The following is a 19,285-nucleotide window of genomic DNA, read 5'->3' as shown; positions in this document are numbered from 1 at the left end:
ACACATCACCTTTCAGCAGATCCGAGCTGGACGGCCGGCGGATTCTCCGCCGGCGCCGGTCCGAGCAGCAACACCGAGGGGTTCGGCGAGAACGTGTGGTCGAGCACGAGGCTGGCCGCGCCGACCGCACCGACATCGGCGCCGAGCGACGTGCCGGTGACGACGAACGGGTGCACGGAGCGCACGAGAAAGCGCTCCACCAGCGCCGCCCGGACGAACTCGTCGAAGAAGGGAGCGAGCTGGTCCCAGTGCGGTCCGCCGAAGACGACGCGCTCCAGGTCGAGCAGGTTCGCGATGTCCTCGACCACCTTGGCGATCCGGCCGGCCAGCGCGATGATGATGTCCCGGGCCGATCCGAAGCCGGCGGCTGCCTGCGAGCACAGCTCGGCGAAGGCGGCGTCGACGGCGTGCCGATCGTCGAGATCGATGCCCTGGGCAAGTACTCCGGCCTGCATCGCCTGCTGGACCAGGTAAGCGGGGCGGCTGGTCTCGCCGACGCAGCCGCGCCGGCCGCAGTAGCAGAGCGGGCCGTCCGGGTCGACGATCACGTGGCCGATCTCGCCGACGTTGCTGGACGAGCCACGGACCACCTCGTCCCCGATCACCAAGCCGGCTCCGACGCCGGTGCCGAGATAGAAGAAGACGAAGCTGCCGCGGCCGTTCGGCCCACCGGCCCACTTCTCGGCGGACGCGGCCGCGGTGACGTCCTTGTCCAGCAGGACCGGCAGCCCGGTCTGCTCGCGCAGGGCATCGCGCAGCGGAACGAGGTGCCAGGCTGACAAGTTCGGCGGATCGACGACCACGCCCCGGTCCACGTCGATCGGCCCGGGCGCTGCGATGCCGACCCCGACGACTCGTTCCCGCGGTGCGCCCGCGGCGGTGATGACCTCTTCGACACTGGCGGCGATACCGGCGATGAGGACGTCCGGGTCGTCGGTGGTCGCCGGTGTCTCGGACCGCCGGCGCGCGACCACCTGGCCGGTCAGGTCGAGCACGACCACGGTGACGACGGCCGGGTCCAGGTGCACGCCGACGGCGTACTGGCCGGTGGGTTCGAGTTCGAGCAGGGTGCGCGGTTTGCCGAGGCCGGCGTTCTTCTGCCGGCCGGCTTCGCGTACGAGGCCGGCGTCCAGCAGCCGGCGGGTGATGTTGGAGATGGCCTGGCCCGAGAGACCGGTTGCCGCGGCGATCTCGACCCGGCTGAGCCGTTGGTCGGCGCGGCGGATCGCGTCCAGCACCACGGTGTCGTTGAAGCCGCCGACCCGATCCAGGTTCGTACCCCGGCGCACCACGGCCGGAGGCTGTTCGGCGTTCACCACTCCCCCTGTCTCTTCCATCGGGCCGAGCCTCGCACTACGGCACCCTCAGCCCGAGGCCGGGTCGGCGCCCCACGGCTGCGACCAGTCGTAGCGGATCTCGTCACCGCCGGCCCGCCAGCTGTTCGGCGTCGTGTTGACCAGCCAGTCCAGCGGCTCGATCCCGCCCCGCGCCGCGTCTCCACCGCTGAGCGCCAACCGTATACCGTCGCTCAGCTCGCGATCGGTCCGCTCCGTCCTGGCTGCCGGGTCGACGGAAACGAAGAGAGCGCTCCCTGAGCGAGCCACCAGATCCAGGAACTGGCGGTTCAGCGCCCAGGGCGTCTGCGGCGTGCAGGGCACGCAGTCGGCGTCGAGCGTGAAGAACCGGTTGTGCTGCGGCAGCCGGAAGGCGAGCGAGTTGACGCCCATCTTCCGGGTCCGCTCCCAGTCCCGGCCGGACGTGTCGTCCCCGGTCCGCTGGATGTCGACCAGGCCGGCCGCCAGGTGACCGACGGTGTTGCAGCCGATCAGTACTACGTCTTCCGCCGCCGCGCGGAGTTCGCGATAGAACGCGAGCACGATCTCGGCCGTAGTACGCGAGGTGTCGTGCAGTTGCCAGCCGTTGTCGGTCAGCCGGGCACCCATCGCCGGACCGAACCTGCCGAAGACGTCGTAGGTGCTGAAGTCGTGTTTGACCAGTTCGTAGCCCCAGTCCCGGAAGCGCTGAAGGTCCGCGCGCACGAGATCGAGGACTTCCGGGTACGAGGGGTCGAGGGCGCGCCCGAAACCGTCGTTCTGTCCCTGGCGACCCCAGAGACCGCTCTCCCGGGACAGCAACGGGCGGAACCAGAGCCCCGGCCGCGCACCGAGAGCCTTGATCGCGGCGGCGGTACCGGCCATGTCGTCGAAGATCCCCGAGATACCGCTCTCCCAGGGTCCGCCCGAACCGTTGCCACCCGGGTTCCAGCCGTCGTCGACCACCGAGAACGGCTTGACCGGATGGCCGTCGGCCAGTTCGACCACGGTCGCCGCGTCCTGCAGGACAGCCTTCTCGTCGAAACCCTCGCCGTACGCGTAGTACCAGTTGTTCGCCCCGACTACCGGCACGGGCTCAGGTCGCGCCGGTAGCCGGGAACTCATGGACTCCACCGCCCCCTGCAGCGTCAGCCACGGCGTACCGGCGTCCTCGAACCGGCGGACCACAGCGGCGACCAGGGAACGGCCGCCGAGCCGGGTCGGCCCGCCTCCGTTGCGAAGGTCGAGCCAGAGGGTGACGCCGGCGAGATCCACGGTCCACGAGCAGAAGGCGCCGGGATGGACGTCGACGCCCATGCCGGTGGTGGTGCCGGTACGACGGTCGTGAGCCAGCCAGTACCACGGGAGCAGGCGGTCGGGCTGGAGGTGGCGCCACTGGAGATCGCCGTACGAGCGTTCCCAGGCGTCTCCGAGTACGAGCACCTCAGGCGCGAGCGGCTGCTCCCAGCGCAGCGCGACCCGCGAGACCTCGCGGATCGCGCTCACAACGATCTCCGGATCGTTCCAGCTGACCTCGATACCGGCCGCGGTCCAGGTCTGGCCGGTACTGCGGGAAGCCTCCGCGAGCGAGTCGCCGAACGTCGCCTGGACGAATACCTTGGCCGGTTCGTTCACTCCGCGGGCTCCTCCAGATCGGGTTCCGGAAGCCAGCCGAGCAGCACGGACCGACTTACCCCATTGACTTTAGTTATTAACTTCCGAGGCAGTCAAGAGACCAGCCGGGTGACGCCTTCGACCAGCCGATCGACGTCGGACTCGTTCGTGTAGGGAGCAAGACCGGCCCGCACCGCCCCACTGTCGCCGAGGCCGAGGTGCCGGGACGCCTCCAGTGCGTAGAACGAACCGGCTGGCGCGTTGACGCCCTCTTCAGCGAGCCGTGCCGCGACCGATCGTGAGTCGTGGCCGGCGACGGAGAAGAGCAACGTCGGCGTACGGCGTTGCGCGTGGCCGTAGAGAGTGACGGCGTCGATGGCGGCGAGCCGGGATTCGAGGTCTTCGCGCAGTTTGTCCTCGTACAGTTCGAGCAACGCCAGAGAACTCAGCAAACGCTCTCTGCGGTTCTCTCCCGTTCCGCCGAGACCGGCCAGGAAGTCAACGGCTGCTGCAGTTCCGGCGAGCAGTTCGTACGGCAAGGTGCCGAACTCGAACCGTTCCGGCACCACGTCCGTTGCCGGAAGCAACTTGTCCGGCCGGAGCCCCTCAAGCAATGCGGGCGCGGCCGAGAGCACCCCGCAGTGCGGCCCGAAGAACTTGTACGGCGAGCAGGCGTAGAAGTCGGCGAAGGATGCGTCCACTGGTGCGTGCGGTGTCAGGTGCACGCCGTCGACGTACACGAGCGCACCCGCCGAGTGCACAAGCTCGGCGATGGCCGGCAGATCCGGGCGGGTGCCGATCAGGTTGGACGCTCCGGTGACGGCGACGAGCCGGGTGCGCTCCGAAAGGAGCGGCTCGAGGTCTTCGAGTTCCGACGTCGCGGGGTCGAAGGCCAGCCAGCGAACTGTCGCGCCGACCGCCTCCGCGGCCTGCACCCAGGGTCGGATGTTCGCGTCGTGATCCAGGCGGGTGACGACGACCTCGTCCCCTGGCGCCCAGTTCTTCGCGAGCGTGCGGGCGAAGTCGTAGGTCAACTGCGTCATGCTCCGACCGAAAACGATGCCGCCGGGCTCGGTGCCGAGCAGGTCCGCCATTGCCTGGCGGGCGCCGAGAACGATGTCGTCGGCCCGCCGCTCGGCCGCCGTCAACCGGCCCCGGTTGGCCAGCGCGGACACCATCGTCGCCGCCACCGCGTCCGCGACCACCTGTGGGGTTTGCGACCCACCCGGCCCGTCGAAATGAGCCGCCCCCTCACTCAGCGCCGGAAACTGCTTACGTACCGAATCCACCTCGAAGACACCCATACCGCCCATCCTCACCACCCAACCCAACCCACCGCCAGCGCACCCGCGTGTGGCCGCCCCACCGGCGGGCTCCACTCCCTCTCGCGGGGCTGCCCATTGCTATTGCCGAGGGCTGGGGTGCCGGGGGCGGCGGCGGAGGTGGGGTTGTTGCCCAATTGCGGGCAGGATGGGGAAATTGTCGGCGGGATGCTGCAGGATGTCAGGAGTGAGCTTCAAGACGACTCCTGACATGCCGCCGCTTCGTTCCTGGCTTCCGACCATGCTGCTGCTGGCCGCGATCTGGGGCTGCAGCTTCCTGTTCATCTCCGTCGGAGTCCGCGAACTCCATCCGACCTATCTCGCGCTCGGCCGGGTGCTGGCCGGTTCCGCGGTGCTGCTCGTGATTCTCGCGATCAAGCGCGAGTCGTTGCCGCGCGAGCCGAAGATCTGGGCGCACACCTTCGTGATGGGCGCGATCGGCTCCGCACTCCCCTGGACACTGTTCGGGTACGGCGAGCAGCGGGTCCCGTCGCTGCTGGCCGGCATCTGGAACGGCATCACCCCGCTCGTGGTGCTGCCCGTCGCGGTCCTGGTCTTCCGGACCGAGAAGTTCAATGCCCAGCGGGCGATCGGTTTGGTGCTCGGATTCATCGGCATGCTGGTCGTGCTCGGCGCCTGGCAGCTGCACGGCGGCGCCGATCTCACCGGCCAGCTCCTGTGCATGGCCGCCGCCTGCTCGTACGGTGTGGCCATTCCGTACCAGAAGCGGTTCATTGCCGGCAGCAAGCTGTCCGGTACCGCGCTGTCGGCGAGCTTGTTGCTCTGCGCATCTGTCCAGCTCGCGATCGTGGCACCGATCGTCACCGGGCACGCACCGCCGATGCCGTGGACGCTCTCGCTCAAGACCGTCGCCAGCGTGATCGCCCTGGGTGCTCTGGGCAGCGGGATCGCCTTCGTGCTGAACCTTCGGGTGATCCGGCTGGTCGGCGCCAGCGTGACCTCGATGGTCACCTACGTGATGCCGATCTTCGCCATCATCGTCGGCGTCCTGGTGCTGGACGAGCACCTCACCTGGTACCAGCCGGTGGGTGCCCTGGTCGTTCTGTTCGGCGTCGCGGTCTCTCAGGGCGTCCTGAGCCCTGGCCGTTGGACCCGCAAGCCGAAGGTTCCGGCCGAGTCGGCCGCCACCCCCGTGCAATAAGAGCTCAGTTCTTCCGCAGATTGGGAATTGCTGCGACGACCACAGCGACCAGCGCCAGCAGCGTTCCCGCGACGACCGGGAAGGTGACAGCCTGGTCCGACGCCGGCAGGAAGAGGTCGATCAGCAGGCTCGCGATCAGCTGGCCTGCGATCGTGCCGAGGCCGAGCACGAAGACGCCGACCACCCGGACGACGGCGGCCGCGGAGCTGATGAAGATCACGCCGCACGCACCACCGAAGTACAGCCAAGGTTCGGTGGGCAGGCTGCGGGGTGCACCGCGGAAGAACAGGTCGATCAGCAGGACGATCACCAGCGCTGCAGTGCCCGCCAAGAAGTTGATGAAGCCGGCAGCGAGCGCGCCGTAGGCATCCGCCGAGGCAGTGCGCGCCACGCGGCCATTGATCGCTTGCTGCACCGCAGTGCCGATACCAGCGAGTGCAGGCAGTACTGCGATCAGCAGGCCGGACGGGTGGTTCAAACGGTCGGAAACTGCGAGCACCACCGCCGCTAGTGCAAGCACAGCGCCCACTACCCGCAGCGTGGTGTACGGCTGTGGCCCTGCCGGCCCGAAACCGAGTCGGTCGACTACAAGGCTGCTGACGGCCTGCCCCGCGACAACAGCCACAGTGAACACCGCTACGCCGATCACCGAGACGGTGATGGACTGGGTGGCCACCAGGAAGGCACCTGCGACTCCCCCGATGCACTGCCACCAGCGGAGCTGGCCCTGCTCACCAGAGCTCGTACGAATGGTCCGCCAGACGTTGCGGAGCGAGGTACGGATCCGCCGGATCAGCAGGCAGGCGACCAGGAGGATCAGCAGCCCCGAAATGAACGAAATGAGCGCTGCCGGTACGCCGTCGCCGAGCCGGTTGCCGAGTTCACCGTTGATCCTGGACTGGACGGCGACCAGCATGCCGATGCCGAAGGCCGCGGAAAGTCCGATGATCTGGCTTTGCCGAGTACTCAGGGCAGGCCGGGATTCGGTGATTGTCACGGCACCATCATGACCGTCACTCGCCATGCACCTGACAGGCGGTCCGCAGAATGGCCCTCACGTACGCCGGATCAGCGCGAGGTACATCGCGTCGGTGCTGTGCAGATGCGGCCACAGCTGCACATCCGGCCCACCGCCGAGCGACGGCACACCCGGGAACAGCTCCCGGGCGTCCTCGACGACCGCATCACTCCGGCTGTCGAGTACGGCGTCCACCACTGCGCGGGTCTCCGCGTAGTGCGGCGAGCACGTCACGTACGCCACGATGCCGCCAGGTCGCACGGAGGTGATCGCTGACGACAGCAGAGCCTCCTGCAGTGGCTGCAGCTCGGCGATGTCGTCCGGCGTACGGCGCCAGCGTGCTTCGGGCCGGCGGCGTAGCGCCCCAAGTCCGCTGCACGGTACGTCGGCCAGCACCCGGTCGTACCACCCGGCAGGCCACGTCGGCTTCGTACCGTCGCCGACAAGCACCTGGTGATCACCGGGAATCGCACGAAGGTTGGAGCGCACCAGGTCGGCGCGGTGCTTCTGTGGCTCGACAGCAGTGAGCAGGGCGTCCTTCTGGTTAGCCAGCGAGGCCAGTAGTGCCGACTTGCCTCCAGGACCGGCACAGAGGTCGAGCCACCGTGCGTCGTCGCCCTCCAGCGGCGCAGTGGCCAGTGCAGTAGCGACTAGCTGGGATCCCTCGTCCTGCACACCTGCACGACCTGTCGCCACGGCACCGATCCGTCCCGGATCACCGCCGCCCTGCAGCACAGCGCCGTACTGCGACCAGCGGGTGCGGGTCGCTCCGGCCTCGATCAATTCGTCCAGCTCCGCAAGACCGGGACGAGCGACCAGCGTGACGCGCGGCGGGTCGTTGTCGGCGTCGAGCAGGTCGACCAGGTCACGTTCGAGGCCACGCACACCGAGCGCATCGTCGAAGGCCCCGATCACCCAGCGCGGGTGAGCCTTGGCGATGGCGAGATAGCCGTACTCGTCGTCCTCGGGCGCCGGCGCGATCGTGGTGATCCACTGGTCGAGCGTGCGCTGGCTGACCTTCCGCAGTACGGCGTTGACCAGGCCGCTGCGGCTCTGGCCGGCTTCGGCGCGGGTGAGCGTGACCATCTCGTTGACAGCCGCGTACGAGTCGACGCGCATCCGGAGCAACTGGTGGGTGCCGAGGCGAAGAAGGTCGAGCAGGTTCGCGTCCAGTTCGGGGAGCGGACGAGACACGCAGCGCGCGAGCACCGCGTCGTACGTCCCCTGCCAGCGCAGCGTCCCGTGCACCAGTTCGGTGCAGAACGCCGCGTCCCGGCCGCTCATCCGCTGGTCGCGCAGCGTCTTGTTGAGAACGAGGTTGGCGTACCCATCTTCGGCGGTGACCTGGCGGATCACCCGGTAGGCGAGCTGGCGGACCGGGTCCGGACGGCGTTGCGGTGCGCGATTGCGGGGACTGCGGTCGCTCACTCGGAGCCCAGACGGTCTTCGTCGACGATCCGTACGCCGCGCGCCCAGTCGGCCGCGGCCATCGGCTTCTTGCCCTGCGGCTGGACCGTGACGAGCTCGAGCGCTTTGCTCCCGGTGCCGACCAGCACCGAGGACTTGGTGGCGCGGATCTCGCCGGGCTTCAGCTCCTCGTCGGTCGGATTGACCTCGAGGACCTTGAGGCGCTCGCCGCGGAAGGTGGTCCACGCGCCTGGCGACGGGTTGCAGCCGCGCACGAGGCGGTCCACTCGCTGCGCGGGCGCGGCCAGGTCCAGCTCGGCGTCCTCGACGGTGATCTTCGGCGCGAGGGTGACCCCGTCGGTCGGCTGCTCCCGCGCTTCGAGGACACCGGCCTCGATCCCGTCGAGAGTGTCGACGAGCAACTTCGCGCCGGAGACCGACAGCCTGGTGAGCAGATCGCCGGCGGTGTCCTTCGGGCCGATGCGTTCGGTCAGCACGCCGTACACGGGTCCGGCGTCGAGCGCCTTCACGATCCGGAACGTGCTCGCCCCGGTCACGTCGTCGCCGGAGATGATCGACTGCTGCACCGGCGCGGCACCACGCCAGGCCGGCAGCACGGAGAAGTGCAGGTTGATCCAGCCGTGCGGCGGGATGTCGAGCGCGGCCTGCGGCAGCAACCCGCCGTACGCGACCACCGGGCAGCAGTCCGGCGCGATCTCGGTGAGCCGGGCGAGGAACTCGGGGTCGCTCGGCTTGACCGGCTTGAGGATCTCGATGCCGCCGAGCTCCTCGGCGTACTGCGCGACCGGGGACGCGACCAGCTTGCGGCCGCGACCCGCGGGCGCGTCGGGACGGGTGACGACGGCAACCAGTTCATGGCTGCTGGCAACGATGGCTTTCAGTGCGGTGACCGACACCTCGGGGGTGCCGGCGAAGACGACTCTCACAGACCGAATCCGTTCGTCGGGTGCGGCGAGACCTTGAGCTGCGGCGGGCCGCCGAGCCAGTCCGCCTCGCGGATCGCCTTCATCGCGGCCTTGCGGGTCTCGGTGTCCAGCCGGTCGACGAACAGTACGCCGTCGAGGTGGTCGGTCTCGTGCTGGATACAACGGGCGAGCAGGTCGGAGCCCTCGATCACCACAGGTTCGCCGTACATGTTGAAGCCCTTGGCGATCACGTTCAGCGCGCGGCGGCAGTCGAAGGTGAGGCCGGGGATCGACAGGCAGCCCTCCGGGCCGAACTGGTCCTCCGTCGACAGGCTCAGCTCCGGGTTGACCAGGTGGCCGAGCTCTCCTTCGACGAAGTACGTGAAGACGCGGAGGCCGACACCGATCTGCGGAGCGGCGAGGCCGGAGCCGGGCGCGGCCTGCATGGTGTCGGTGAGATCGGCGACCAGCCGGCGCAACTCTGCGTCGAAGTCGACGACGGGATCGGCCTTGGTGAGCAGGACGGGATCGCCGAACAAACGGATGGGTTGGACCGACACACAAACTCCACAGCAGTCACAGACAGGGGGACCGAAACAGTCTAGTGCGCTCGCTCACTCCCCCGGCACGCAAGCACCCATTCCTCTTGCATAGGCATGGTGATTGGCGGGGCCGGTGGGGTTGGTGGGGGTGTTGATTGTTGCTGTGAGCACGTACTGTGGTCTCAGGCGTACCTACAGTCACTACAGTCACACACGCCCAACGGGAGACCACCATGCCCACAGCGACACGGGGGGGAGCAGCACTGATCCTCCTCGGCGCACTGCTCGCGCAGGCGCCGCTGGCCGGAACCGCCGCCGCATATCAACCGCGCGATCCTGCCTACCGCTCCACCAATGGGAACACCCCGGCCGCGCAGCCCTCGCTGGCGCCGACCGCGGCACCAACTGGGGCACCCACCGGTACGCCGACCGCCGTACCGACGGACACGCCGACGATCCCGCCGGAACCGGACCCGACTGCCGTGGACGACCGGCCCGAGCCGGCCGCGCACTCGTGGAGCGAACTGGCGCAGCAGGTCCAGCAGACCTCGCCCAACGACCTGATGCTCCGGGTCAGCACGGCCGAGCAGGCCGCCCAGGTGATGCGCTGCTTCAAGCTGGACGAGGAGAACTACTGCCTCGGACTCGGCTTCGTCGACAAGATGCCGAGCGGCGCTCAGATCAGCGCGGCCGTGACCGAGTCGCCCTCTGATGACGCGACGGCCGGCCGGGCGAGCAGTTCGGCGAGCGGCAAGGTCGGCGAGGTCGGCGAGGTCGGCGTGGAGCAGGGCATCGCCACCGGTGACCAGTCGCCTGCGGTGTTCGTCACCGAACGGGCCGCGATGCCGAAGGCTCTCCGGATCGCCGCCGAACTCGAGGAGATGCAGACCGCCTGGGACGGCCGCGACAAGGCCCGCTCCCTGCGCTTGATGGACGCTTCCTCGACCGCGAACGGGACACCCGGAACAACCGGTACGCCGACCTCGCCACCCAGCGCGCCCAGCACCCCCGGTGCACCCGGCACCCCCGGTGCACCCAGTACGCCCGGCACGCCCGGTACGCCGCCGCGCACGCCCGAGCCGACGCGGTCGACGCCGTCGGCTCCGAGTACGCCCGTCGTGAGCAAGCCGCTGCCGAGTTCGGCGTACATCATGAAGGGCTTCGAGGTCTCGCAGGAGAAGGGTTACTGGTGCGGCCCGGCGACGTTCCAGTCGATCGACTGGGCGGACGACAAGCAGAAGGACACCCAGGCGTCGTGGGCGAAGGACCTCGGTTCGACCAGTTCGGGGACCGGGATCTCGTCGATGGTGAAGCAGACCAACCTGAAGACGAAGTGGGACATTGCCGCCGGCACCTACATCGTGCAGAACGTCAGCGGCTGGAACTCGCAGAAGTTCCTCGCCGTCCACCAGAAGCACCTGGGCGACGCTGCGCCCGCGCCGGTGATCGAACACGTGCAGCTGCTGAAGCGGTACTTCCCGTACCTCGCCTTCAACCACAGCGGCCACTACCAGGTCGGCCGCGGCTACGACATGAAGAACGGCACGATCGGCATCTTCGAGGTGTTCAACGAACGCCGCTTCAACAGCCGCGGCAACACCACCAACGGCCCGAAGAACATCCCGGCCTCGGCCATGTTCAACGCCACCCTCGCCAACTCCTTCAAGAACATCGGCCTCTGATCCAGTGCACCTGAACAAACCCCGTCAAGACTCGTTCACCACAAAGCCGTTCGACAGCACGCCACTTGCCAGGAATCGGCTGGTGTTGGCGGCGGCGGGCGGTGTGGTGGCGCTCGCGTTGGTGCTCAGCGCATGCTCGTCCTCACCGGAGAGCGCTCCCTCGCAGAGCCCGTCCGGTACTGCGACCAGCACGCCAGGCGGCACCCAGTCGCCGAGCAGCTCGCCGACCACGACGCCTGGCTCCACTCCAGGCACTCCGCCGGGCAGCTCGGCCAAGCCCGGTGGCCCGCCGAAATGGACCAAGCTGCTCCGGCAACCGGTGGACGGGCAGCATGTGGTGACCGCTCTCCCGAAGTACCTCGTGACACGCGGCAGCGACGAAGCCGGCACCACGACCATCACCGAACGCGCGAGCCGGCGAGTCATCGTCCGCCACGTACCGCCGGCCGGGTTCGTCGCCCAGTCGCCGGTGGTGATCGACGATCGATGGGCGCTGGTCGAAGAGATCCGCTCGGACGGGCCGTCGCCGGAGATCCGGGCCTACCGATACGACCTGTCCTCCGGCGCGAGAACGGATCTGGCCCAGCAGAGAGCGCTCCCCCGGATCTCCGAACCGGAGATCGGCGCGTACGACGGCGTGTTCGCCTACAGCTCGACGGACAGCCGCAAACGCTCCTGCCTGATCGTCGCCGAACTGGCGTCGCTGAAAACCCGCAGCGTGACATGCGTCGCCGACCCTGGCTACCTCGCCGATCCGGTCGTATCGGCCGACTCCGTCACGTTCAGCCAGATCACCGCGCCGTCGACTCCGCAACGCTGTAAGCGCCTCTTCACCGCCGCGCTCTCGGGCGGCCCGGCCCGGCCGATCGCGGCAACCAAGAACTGCATCCAGTGGAGCGGCGCCTCGTTGCGTGGAGCAACCATCTGGTCGGAGGTCGGCGCCGCGGACCCGGACCAGTACCAGAGCAAGGCCTATCTACGGACCGGTGCGGACAGCCCCGCCCAGTCGCTCGGCCAGATCATCACCGGCACGATCATTGCTTGCGGCAACTGGATCCACTGGGAAGTCCGGACCGTCACGAACGGCACCGAGTCCTTCCAACTCCAACGCTGGCAACCCGGCCTCCTCCGGCCGCAACGGATCTACGCCACCCCACCCGACACCGCCTTGACCGCACCCACCTGCCAGAACAACACCCTCATCCTCGAAGCCGCCCACCTGGGCGCCGGCCCGAAGTACACAGAAGCCCTCCAAGCAACCACCGCCTGAGCCAAGCCCCCCAAACCTGACCCGAGCCCCTCAACAAGAGATCGCGCTCTCCGAAGCCGCACGACAGAACAGCCGTCGGTCTAACGCTCCAGCCCGCCTCGGCTGCGTCCGTCGCTCCATCGGAGATCGGGCTCTCGGGGTCTGCGCAGAGCAGCCGGGCCAGCACGACGTACGGCCGAAATGTGTAGCGAGTGGTCAGGCGGTCAGGGGGAGGCCGCGGGCTCTGAGGTGGTGGCGGAGGGTGGGGGCGTCGGTGAAGAGTTCGGCGTCGATGCCTACCGCGCGGGCGCCGTCGACGTTGGTTTGGACGTCGTCGGTGTAGAACGTGCGCGCCGGATCGAGGTCGAACCGGTCCAGCAGAATCCGGTAGATCTTCTCCTCCGGCTTCGTTGTCAGCTCGACGCCCGACACAACCTCACCGTCGAACCCGGTGAGGATCGGGAACGCTTCCTTGGCGATCTCCCACTTCTCGTGGGAGAAGTTCGTCAGCGCGTAGTTCGGAATCCCCAGTTCGCGGATCTCGGTGACCAACTCGGCGGTGTCCTCGAAGACACCGTTGACCATCTTCAACCAGCCCTTGTCGTACGCCTCGATCCACTCGGCGTGCTCCGGGTGCAGCGACGAGAGTTCGGCAACCGCCTCGGACCAGCTACGCCCGGCGTCCTGTTGCCTGTTCCACTCGCTGGTGGCGACGTTGGCCAGGAAGTGTTCGCGCTGTGCGGCATCCGGGATCAGCTCGCCGTACAGGTAGTCCGGACTCCAGTCCAGCAACACCCCACCGATGTCGAACACGACAACATCCACCCTCTGCTCACTCATGACGCAACCCTACGAAACCCCTGCCCGCCCCCTCACAGACCGGGTCACGAACGGAGAGCGCGTCCCCAAGATCTACGTCGGCGAGGGCGCCGGCAAGATCCCGGCCGGAGGGGTCGAGCCCCCTCGGGCGAGGTCGTCGGCGAGCTCCACGTCGGCGAGAGGTCAGGCCACCTCGGCGAGGGCGTGGGCGAGCTCCATGTCGGCGAGGGGTCAGGCCACCTCGGCGAGGGCGTTGAGTTCGGCTCGGCGGTGGAGGGCGGGGGCCAGGGCGAGTTGGCCGACGTAGATGACGGCGCCCAGGGCGGCGCAGGCGAGCCAGGTGGCGGTGGGGCCGGCGTGTTCGAGGGCGTTGGTGCCCAGGAGTGGGCCGATGACGCTGCCCAGGCCGAAGGACATGCTGCCGGCCAGACCCATGTAGCCGCCGCGCAGGTCCGCTGGGGCGAGGTCGGCGAAGACCGCGCCGATCACCGCGGCGAAACCGATCTCGCCGATCGTCCAGACCACCACCGACAGCGCGTAGCCCCACCAACTGTGCACGACCGCGCCCAGCCCGAAGCCGAGGCCCACGATCAGCATCGAAGAGGCGAGCAGTTTCGGCCGGTCGAAGGTGGCCAGCCGCCGGTTCACGAACGGCTGGACCACGACGATCACCACACCGTTCAACGCGATCACCAGCCCGTACGTCGAACTGCTGAGCCGGTCCCCCGCCATCGCCAGCGGAAGCGTCGAGTAGCCCTGGAAGTAGATGGTCGCGTACCCGACCTGGAGCAGGATCATCAGCAGGAACGTGGTGTCGCGCAGCGCCACCGGCAGCAACGGCCGTCGCGAGCCGTCGGAGCTCACCGGCCTGGTCTCCGGCACCATCCGCCAGATCACGAGCGCCGCGACGACCGAAGTACCGGCGTTGATCCAGAACAGCAGGCTGTAGCCGACGCTCGCCAGGACGCCCGCACTGACGGTCGAGACGGAGAAGCCGAGGTTGATCGCCCAGAAGAGCAGCCCGTACGCGCGGACGCGTTCCTTGGGCTGGAGCAGGTCGGCGACGGTCGCGGACACGGCGGGCCGGAACATGTCACCCAGCAGGCCGACCACGAAGGCAGCGGCCCAGATCGTCTCCATCGACCGGGCCGAACCGAGCAGGATCAGCGCGGCCGCCGTACCGAGGAAGCCGATCAGCATCGTGCGGCGCCGTCCGAAGCGGTCGGAGACCCAGCCTCCGACGAGTTGGGAGATCACCGAGCCCGCACCGACCGCCGCCGCCACGGCACCCGCGGTACCGGCGGAGAGGTGTCGGTCCTGGGTCAGGTAGAGCACCAGGAACGGCTGGACGAAACTGCCGAGGCGGTTGACCAACTGGCAGACCCAGAGCGCCCAGAAAGCGCGGGGAAGGCGGGGAGCGCTCTCTGGCGTGGCGACGGTCTCACTCATGGAACCACTCTCCGATGCTTCGGCCGTGCTGTCGAACATTAGGCACAGGACTAATCGGCGAGATCGGAGTTAGAGTGCGGGAGTGATCACCATCAGGCTCAGCACGGACGACGTGAGCCGGATCAGGTTCGCATTCTCGCCGGTCTGGGAGGCGGTGACCAGCGTCCGGGCACTCAGCAACAACTCGGCTCGGAGCGTGCACGGCCCGTGGTTGCGCAAGATCGGTCCGGTCGCGGCGGGCGACGACCTGACGTTGCTCAGGGCACTCATTCCGCCGGTGGGCTACATCCCGGACTTCATCACGCCGGCACCGCCGCGACGGTCGACGAGCTTCGAGTCGGGCCTGGCCGCGATCTCAGCGACGCCGCACCAGCTGGTGGTCGAGGAGCTCGGCAAGCTGCATGACGAGCATCCGCATCCAGTGCTGCCGGAGTTGATCGCAGCTCCGGCGAAGGCGCTGGAGCGGATCACGGGCGCGCTCGACAGTTACTGGCGACGGACGATCGAACCGGACTGGCGCTGGATGCGGTCGTTGCTGCAGGAGGATCTGGCGTTCCGGCTGGACGAACTCGCCGCCGGCGGGGTGGAGCGGCTGTTCCGCAATCTGCATCCGTCGATCAGCTTCAGCGGCAACCGGGTCGAGATCGACCGGCCTTACTCGTGTGACGGCGTTCCGCTGCCCGGACAGGGATTGCTGCTGGTGCCGTGCGTGTTCACCTGGCCGGCCGGGCTTTCGGTGATGGCGGCGCCGCACGTGCCGACGATCACCTATCCGCCGCGCGGTCTCGGCCGGTTGTGGGAGAGCCAGCAGGACGCGAGTGAATCCCCGCTGGCGGATCTGGTCGGCCGGACCCGCGCGGCGATCATGAGCCACCTCGACCTGCCGATGTCGACCACCCACCTCGCCCACCAACTCGGCATCTCCGCGCCGACGCTCAGCGTCCACCTCGGCATCCTCCGCGCAGCCGGCGTCGTCGACTCCCGCCGCGACGGCCGCGCAGTCCTCTACTACCGCACTCCGATCGGCACCCAACTACTCAACCTCTCCTCCCCCACGCCGCTGGCCGACAGCGCCTGAGCCCGACAGCAGACGGACACAGCACCGCGGAGGGGTTAGCCGAAGTGGACGGGGTCGATCTGGATGCGGACCGAGCCGGGGAGTTTCTTGGTGGTTCGGGCGGCTTGGGCTTCTTTGAGGGTGCGAGCCAAGGTCGAGCCTGAGGCACGCGGCGTACGGGCCACTGCCCGGCTTGTTTCGTCGTCCAGAGCGACCGGGCCCAGGATCTCCAAGCCTGCTTGAGGATCCATGAGTTGGCGCAACCGACCGAGGAAGTCGGCGACCGCTTCGGTCGGGCCGGTCAGCTCGGCGAGTTTGGCGGCCGGCGCGAGGCGCGCAGTACGGCGTTCGCTCAGCTCGCGGGTCGCGAATCCCTCAGGACTCCACCGCACGACCGCCTGCAAGGGCGTGGCCGACGGCTCCCCCACCATGATCACCGTCCCACCCTCACGAGCAGGACGAACCAAGGCGGCCGCGTTGAACCAGCGGCGTACGGCTTCCTCCGGCGCCCGCAGATCTGGCCGCGCGAGCAACAACCAGGTGTCCAGCAGCAAGGCTGCGCTGTAACCACCGGAAGCCACCGGCTCTGCGCCCGGCGTGGTGACGATCAACGCCGGCTGGTCAGACACAGTGTCCAGCATGTTGTCGCCGCCCGACGTCCGGATGAGAAAGCCAGGAAACGCTCTCCCCAGTTCCTCAGCCGTTCTCCGCGCACCGACCACCGCAGCCCGCATCCGGGTGTCGCCGCACTCGGGACAACGGTGATCGGCCGCGGGTCGCCCGCACACGCTGCAACTCGCCGGCCCCGATCCACCGGTACGCCGCAACGTCCCGCCGCAGGTCGAGCATCTCGACGGAGCACGACACGTCTGGCAGACCAGGCTCGGCAAGTACCCCGCGCGCGGAACCTGCACGAGCACTGGACCCGATCGAAGTCCCTCCCGAGCAATCTCGAAAGCGCGATGCGGCAACCGCGCGGCACGAGCCCCCGGATCGCGAGCCAGCTCCGTGTCCGACTCCCCCGCGATGTGAACCGACGGCGCGGCCGCACGAATTACCGCCCGATCCGCGATCAGCTCACCCGCCCAACCCGACTCCAGCAAGGCCGCAGTCTCCGCCGACCGCGCGAACCCGCCCAGCAAGAACGCGCACTTCTGCCGATAGGCGCGCAGCAGGAGCACCTCGCGCGCATGGGGATACGGCGCGCGCGGTTCGGCGTACGAGTCGTCGCCGTCGTCCCACAACGCGACCAGGCCGAGGTCGGTGACGGGCGCGAAGGCGGCGGCACGGGTGCCGATCACGACTCGGGTGCAGCCCCGCAGAGCGGCGAGGAAAGCGCGATACCGGGCAGTCGGACCGAGGTCGGCGGACAGTGTCACGTACCCGTCCGGGCCCAGTACTTCGGAGCAGGCGGCGGCGAGTCGCTCGAGATCACGCGCGTCCGGGGCGAGCAGCAGCGCTCCCCGGCCGGCCGATGCGCAGACGGCCGCGGCCTGCGCGAAGCCCATCGCCCAGTCGGCACCTGGTACCGCGGTCCAGATCGCGCGCGGCGCCTCGGAACGGCGGAGCGCGTCGAGGAAACCCGGGGCGAGCGGATACGGCGACCACTCGGACACCGATGTCGAGACGACCGGCTGGATCGGTTGCGTACATTTCAGCGGCTCGGCTTCGACCTTCGCGTGCCGTGGTGGCACGGCGAGGCGGGTCACGTCGGAGAGCACTCCGGCGTACCGGTCGGCGACAGCGCGGCAGAGGTCGGCGACCTCGGGTGTCAGCACCTGCTCGGGTGAGACGACTTTGCGGATGTGGGCCAGCTTGCCGTCGTGGTCGGACGACTCCAGCCGTTCGAGGACGAAGCCGTCCAGGTCCTTGCCCGCGAACCGCACCTTCACCCGGGCTCCGGGCTGGGCGGCATCGGCGAGATCGTCCGGCACCAGGTAGTCGAACGGACGGTCGAGGTGTGGCAGCGAGACGTCGACCGCGATGCGCGCGACGGGCAGCGCGGAGGTGATCCCGGCCGGCGCCTTCGTGCGGGAACGGCGGACGGTCTCGCGGAGCAGCGTCAACTGCTCAGGTGAGTCCCCGTTCTGTGCCACCGGTGAACTCTAGTCGGGCCACCCGACAGATGCCGGGAGGCCTGTGGACAAGGACGGAAAGACGAGGAAGCACGCCTGCGCGGAGCGCGGTGCGCGGAGAGCGCAGGAGCAGGAGCAGGTGGGGCGGGAGCGCGGGGAGCGCTGGGCGCGGGGAGCGCGCGGAGCGCGCGGAGCACGCGGGGCACGCGGGGGCGCGGGGAGCGCGGGGAGCGCGGGAACGAGGAGCGCGCGGGGACGAGGAGCGCGCGGGGACGGGATGTGCAACTGCCCGCCGGCCTCGGGAGGTCGGCGGGCAGTCAGCGTGCGTGAACTACTTCGCGACGGCGGCCTTGAGGGCGTCGACGCGGTCGGTGCGCTCCCAGGTGAAGTCGTCGCCGGTGCGGCCGAAGTGGCCGTTGGCGGCGGTCTGGGCGTAGATCGGCCGGAGCAGTTCGAGGTCGCGGATGATCGCGGCCGGGCGCAGGTCGAAGACCTCGAGCACCGCGTCGCTGATCTTGTCGACCGGAACGGTCTCGGTGCCGAAGGTGTCGACGTAGACGCCGACCGGGCTGGCCTTGCCGATCGCGTAGGCGACCTGGACCTCGGCCCGCGCGGCGAGCCCCGCGGCGACGATGTTCTTGGCCACCCAGCGCATCGCGTACGCCGCCGAGCGGTCGACCTTCGACGGGTCCTTGCCGGAGAACGCGCCACCACCGTGGCGGGCCATGCCGCCGTAGGTGTCGACGATGATCTTGCGGCCGGTCAGACCCGCGTCGCCCATCGGGCCGCCGATCTCGAACCGGCCGGTCGGGTTCACCAGCAGCTTGTAGTCGGTCGAGTCGATGTCGAACTGCTCGAGGATCGGGTCGACGACGTGCTTCTTCACGTCCGGCGTCAGCATCGAGTCGAGGCTGATGTCGGCGGCGTGCTGGCTGGAGACCACGACGGTGTCGATCCGGACCGCCTTGTCACCGTCGTACTCGACCGTGACCTGGGTCTTGCCGTCGGGACGCAGGTACGCCATCGTGCCGTCCTTGCGGACCTCCGACAGCCGCTCGGACAGCCGGTGCGCGATGGTGATCGGCAGCGGCATCAGCTCGGCCGTCTCGTTGGTGGCGTAGCCGAACATCAGGCCCTGGTCGCCGGCGCCCTGCAGGTCGAGCTCGTCGACGGAGGCGTCCGTGCGCGTCTCGTACGCCGTGTTGACGCCCTGGGCGATGTCGGGCGACTGGCTGCCGATGGCGACCGAGACGCCGCAGGAGGCGCCGTCGAAGCCCTTCAGCGACGAGTCGTAGCCGATGTCCAGGATCCGCTTGCGGACGATCCCGGGGATGTCCACGTACGCCGACGTGGTGACCTCGCCGGCCACGACCACCAGGCCGGTCGTGACAAGGGTCTCCACCGCGACGCGGCTCTTCGGATCCTCGGCCAGCAGGGCATCGAGGATGGAGTCGCTGATCTGGTCAGCGATCTTGTCCGGATGACCTTCCGTCACCGACTCGGACGTGAAAAGGCGCCTCGCCACGGTTCTCCCTCGGGTTTTCTTGTCTGTCGTACGGCGGGTAGCCGTACCCCACCTCGCATCGGCTCGAGCGATGCTCCTGGGCAGTATGCCAGCACTTCGGTCGACGGTCAGGTCGGCCCCGCCGA

Annotated in this window: 16 protein-coding genes; 4 read left to right on the top strand and 12 right to left on the bottom strand. The window is 68.8% G+C overall.

What is annotated here, in order from left to right; translation table 11 throughout:
• Positions 1–5 precede the first annotated feature (5 nt).
• The 3 genes from EV138_RS29555 to EV138_RS29545 all read right to left on the bottom strand — a co-directional run bounded on the left by EV138_RS29555 (position 6) and on the right by EV138_RS29545 (position 4,231).
• Positions 6–1,337, bottom strand: coding sequence for an ROK family transcriptional regulator (locus tag EV138_RS29555; protein WP_166678791.1), 1,332 nt, complete (start codon positions 1,335–1,337; stop codon positions 6–8).
• Between the two features lie 27 nt (positions 1,338–1,364).
• Positions 1,365–2,948: an alpha-amylase family protein gene (locus tag EV138_RS29550; RefSeq protein WP_133982830.1), complete on the bottom strand. Its 1,584-nt coding sequence runs from the start codon at positions 2,946–2,948 to the stop codon at positions 1,365–1,367.
• A gap of 92 nt (positions 2,949–3,040) precedes the next feature.
• Entirely contained in the window at positions 3,041–4,231 is a 1,191-nt protein-coding gene (locus EV138_RS29545; protein WP_133982828.1) for a cysteine desulfurase-like protein, read from the bottom strand.
• A gap of 205 nt (positions 4,232–4,436) precedes the next feature.
• Here EV138_RS29545 and EV138_RS29540 point away from each other — a divergent pair, with 205 nt between their 5' ends.
• Positions 4,437–5,411, top strand: coding sequence for a DMT family transporter (locus EV138_RS29540; protein WP_202866998.1), 975 nt, complete (start codon positions 4,437–4,439; stop codon positions 5,409–5,411).
• A 4-nt stretch (positions 5,412–5,415) separates the two neighbouring features.
• On the opposite strand, the gene EV138_RS29535 is transcribed toward EV138_RS29540, so the two are convergent.
• From EV138_RS29535 to def, 4 genes are read right to left on the bottom strand one after another with little or no spacing between them, the layout of a single operon-like run.
• The gene (locus EV138_RS29535) at positions 5,416–6,408 is read right to left on the bottom strand and encodes a DMT family transporter (protein ID WP_238158499.1); all 993 of its coding nucleotides are present in this window, start codon (positions 6,406–6,408) and stop codon (positions 5,416–5,418) included.
• A 57-nt stretch (positions 6,409–6,465) separates the two neighbouring features.
• The gene (locus EV138_RS29530; RefSeq protein ID WP_133982822.1) at positions 6,466–7,857 is read right to left on the bottom strand and encodes an RsmB/NOP family class I SAM-dependent RNA methyltransferase; all 1,392 of its coding nucleotides are present in this window, start codon (positions 7,855–7,857) and stop codon (positions 6,466–6,468) included.
• Complete coding sequence (fmt, locus tag EV138_RS29525) at positions 7,854–8,783, bottom strand: methionyl-tRNA formyltransferase (RefSeq protein ID WP_133982820.1); 930 nt, start codon at positions 8,781–8,783, stop codon at positions 7,854–7,856. The genes EV138_RS29530 and fmt overlap by 4 nt, the downstream gene beginning before the upstream one ends.
• Positions 8,780–9,322: a peptide deformylase gene (gene def / locus EV138_RS29520; RefSeq protein WP_133982818.1), complete on the bottom strand. Its 543-nt coding sequence runs from the start codon at positions 9,320–9,322 to the stop codon at positions 8,780–8,782. Before def ends, fmt begins: the two co-directional genes overlap by 4 nt.
• A gap of 215 nt (positions 9,323–9,537) precedes the next feature.
• Between def and EV138_RS37450 the strand changes: the two genes are divergently transcribed.
• On the top strand, positions 9,538–10,986 hold the full coding sequence (locus EV138_RS37450) for a C39 family peptidase (RefSeq protein WP_166678790.1): 1,449 nt from the start codon (positions 9,538–9,540) through the stop codon (positions 10,984–10,986).
• Between the two features lie 24 nt (positions 10,987–11,010).
• Here the strand turns inward: EV138_RS37450 and EV138_RS37445 are convergent, their stop codons facing one another.
• Positions 11,011–11,241: a hypothetical protein gene (locus tag EV138_RS37445; protein ID WP_166678765.1), complete on the bottom strand. Its 231-nt coding sequence runs from the start codon at positions 11,239–11,241 to the stop codon at positions 11,011–11,013.
• 82 nt (positions 11,242–11,323) lie between these two features.
• On the opposite strand from EV138_RS37445, the gene EV138_RS29500 reads away from it, so the two are divergent.
• Positions 11,324–12,256 (top strand): hypothetical protein, encoded by a 933-nt coding sequence (locus tag EV138_RS29500; RefSeq protein WP_238158498.1) that lies wholly within the window; start codon positions 11,324–11,326, stop codon positions 12,254–12,256.
• A gap of 195 nt (positions 12,257–12,451) precedes the next feature.
• On the opposite strand, the gene EV138_RS29495 is transcribed toward EV138_RS29500, so the two are convergent.
• Together EV138_RS29495 and EV138_RS29490 are read right to left on the bottom strand one after the other, a co-directional pair.
• Entirely contained in the window at positions 12,452–13,075 is a 624-nt protein-coding gene (locus EV138_RS29495) for an HAD family hydrolase (RefSeq protein ID WP_133982810.1), read from the bottom strand.
• Positions 13,076–13,285: 210 nt separating this feature from the next.
• Positions 13,286–14,503 carry an MDR family MFS transporter gene (locus EV138_RS29490; RefSeq protein ID WP_133982809.1) on the bottom strand — a complete coding sequence of 406 codons (1,218 nt, stop codon included), beginning with the start codon at positions 14,501–14,503 and terminating at the stop codon, positions 13,286–13,288.
• A gap of 82 nt (positions 14,504–14,585) precedes the next feature.
• Here EV138_RS29490 and EV138_RS29485 point away from each other — a divergent pair, with 82 nt between their 5' ends.
• Positions 14,586–15,581, top strand: coding sequence for an ArsR/SmtB family transcription factor (locus tag EV138_RS29485; protein ID WP_133982807.1), 996 nt, complete (start codon positions 14,586–14,588; stop codon positions 15,579–15,581).
• Positions 15,582–15,616: 35 nt separating this feature from the next.
• On the opposite strand, the gene EV138_RS29480 is transcribed toward EV138_RS29485, so the two are convergent.
• On the bottom strand, positions 15,617–17,656 hold the full coding sequence (locus EV138_RS29480; protein ID WP_133982805.1) for a primosomal protein N': 2,040 nt from the start codon (positions 17,654–17,656) through the stop codon (positions 15,617–15,619).
• 310 nt (positions 17,657–17,966) lie between these two features.
• Positions 17,967–19,160, bottom strand: a complete 1,194-nt coding sequence (gene metK, locus EV138_RS29475) for a methionine adenosyltransferase (RefSeq protein ID WP_133982803.1) — start codon at positions 19,158–19,160, stop codon at positions 17,967–17,969.
• Positions 19,161–19,285: the final 125 nt, after the last annotated feature.

This window comes from Kribbella voronezhensis (genome assembly GCF_004365175.1).
Taxonomy (GTDB): domain Bacteria; phylum Actinomycetota; class Actinomycetes; order Propionibacteriales; family Kribbellaceae; genus Kribbella; species Kribbella voronezhensis.
This window is presented reverse-complemented; position numbering and strand designations above follow the sequence as displayed.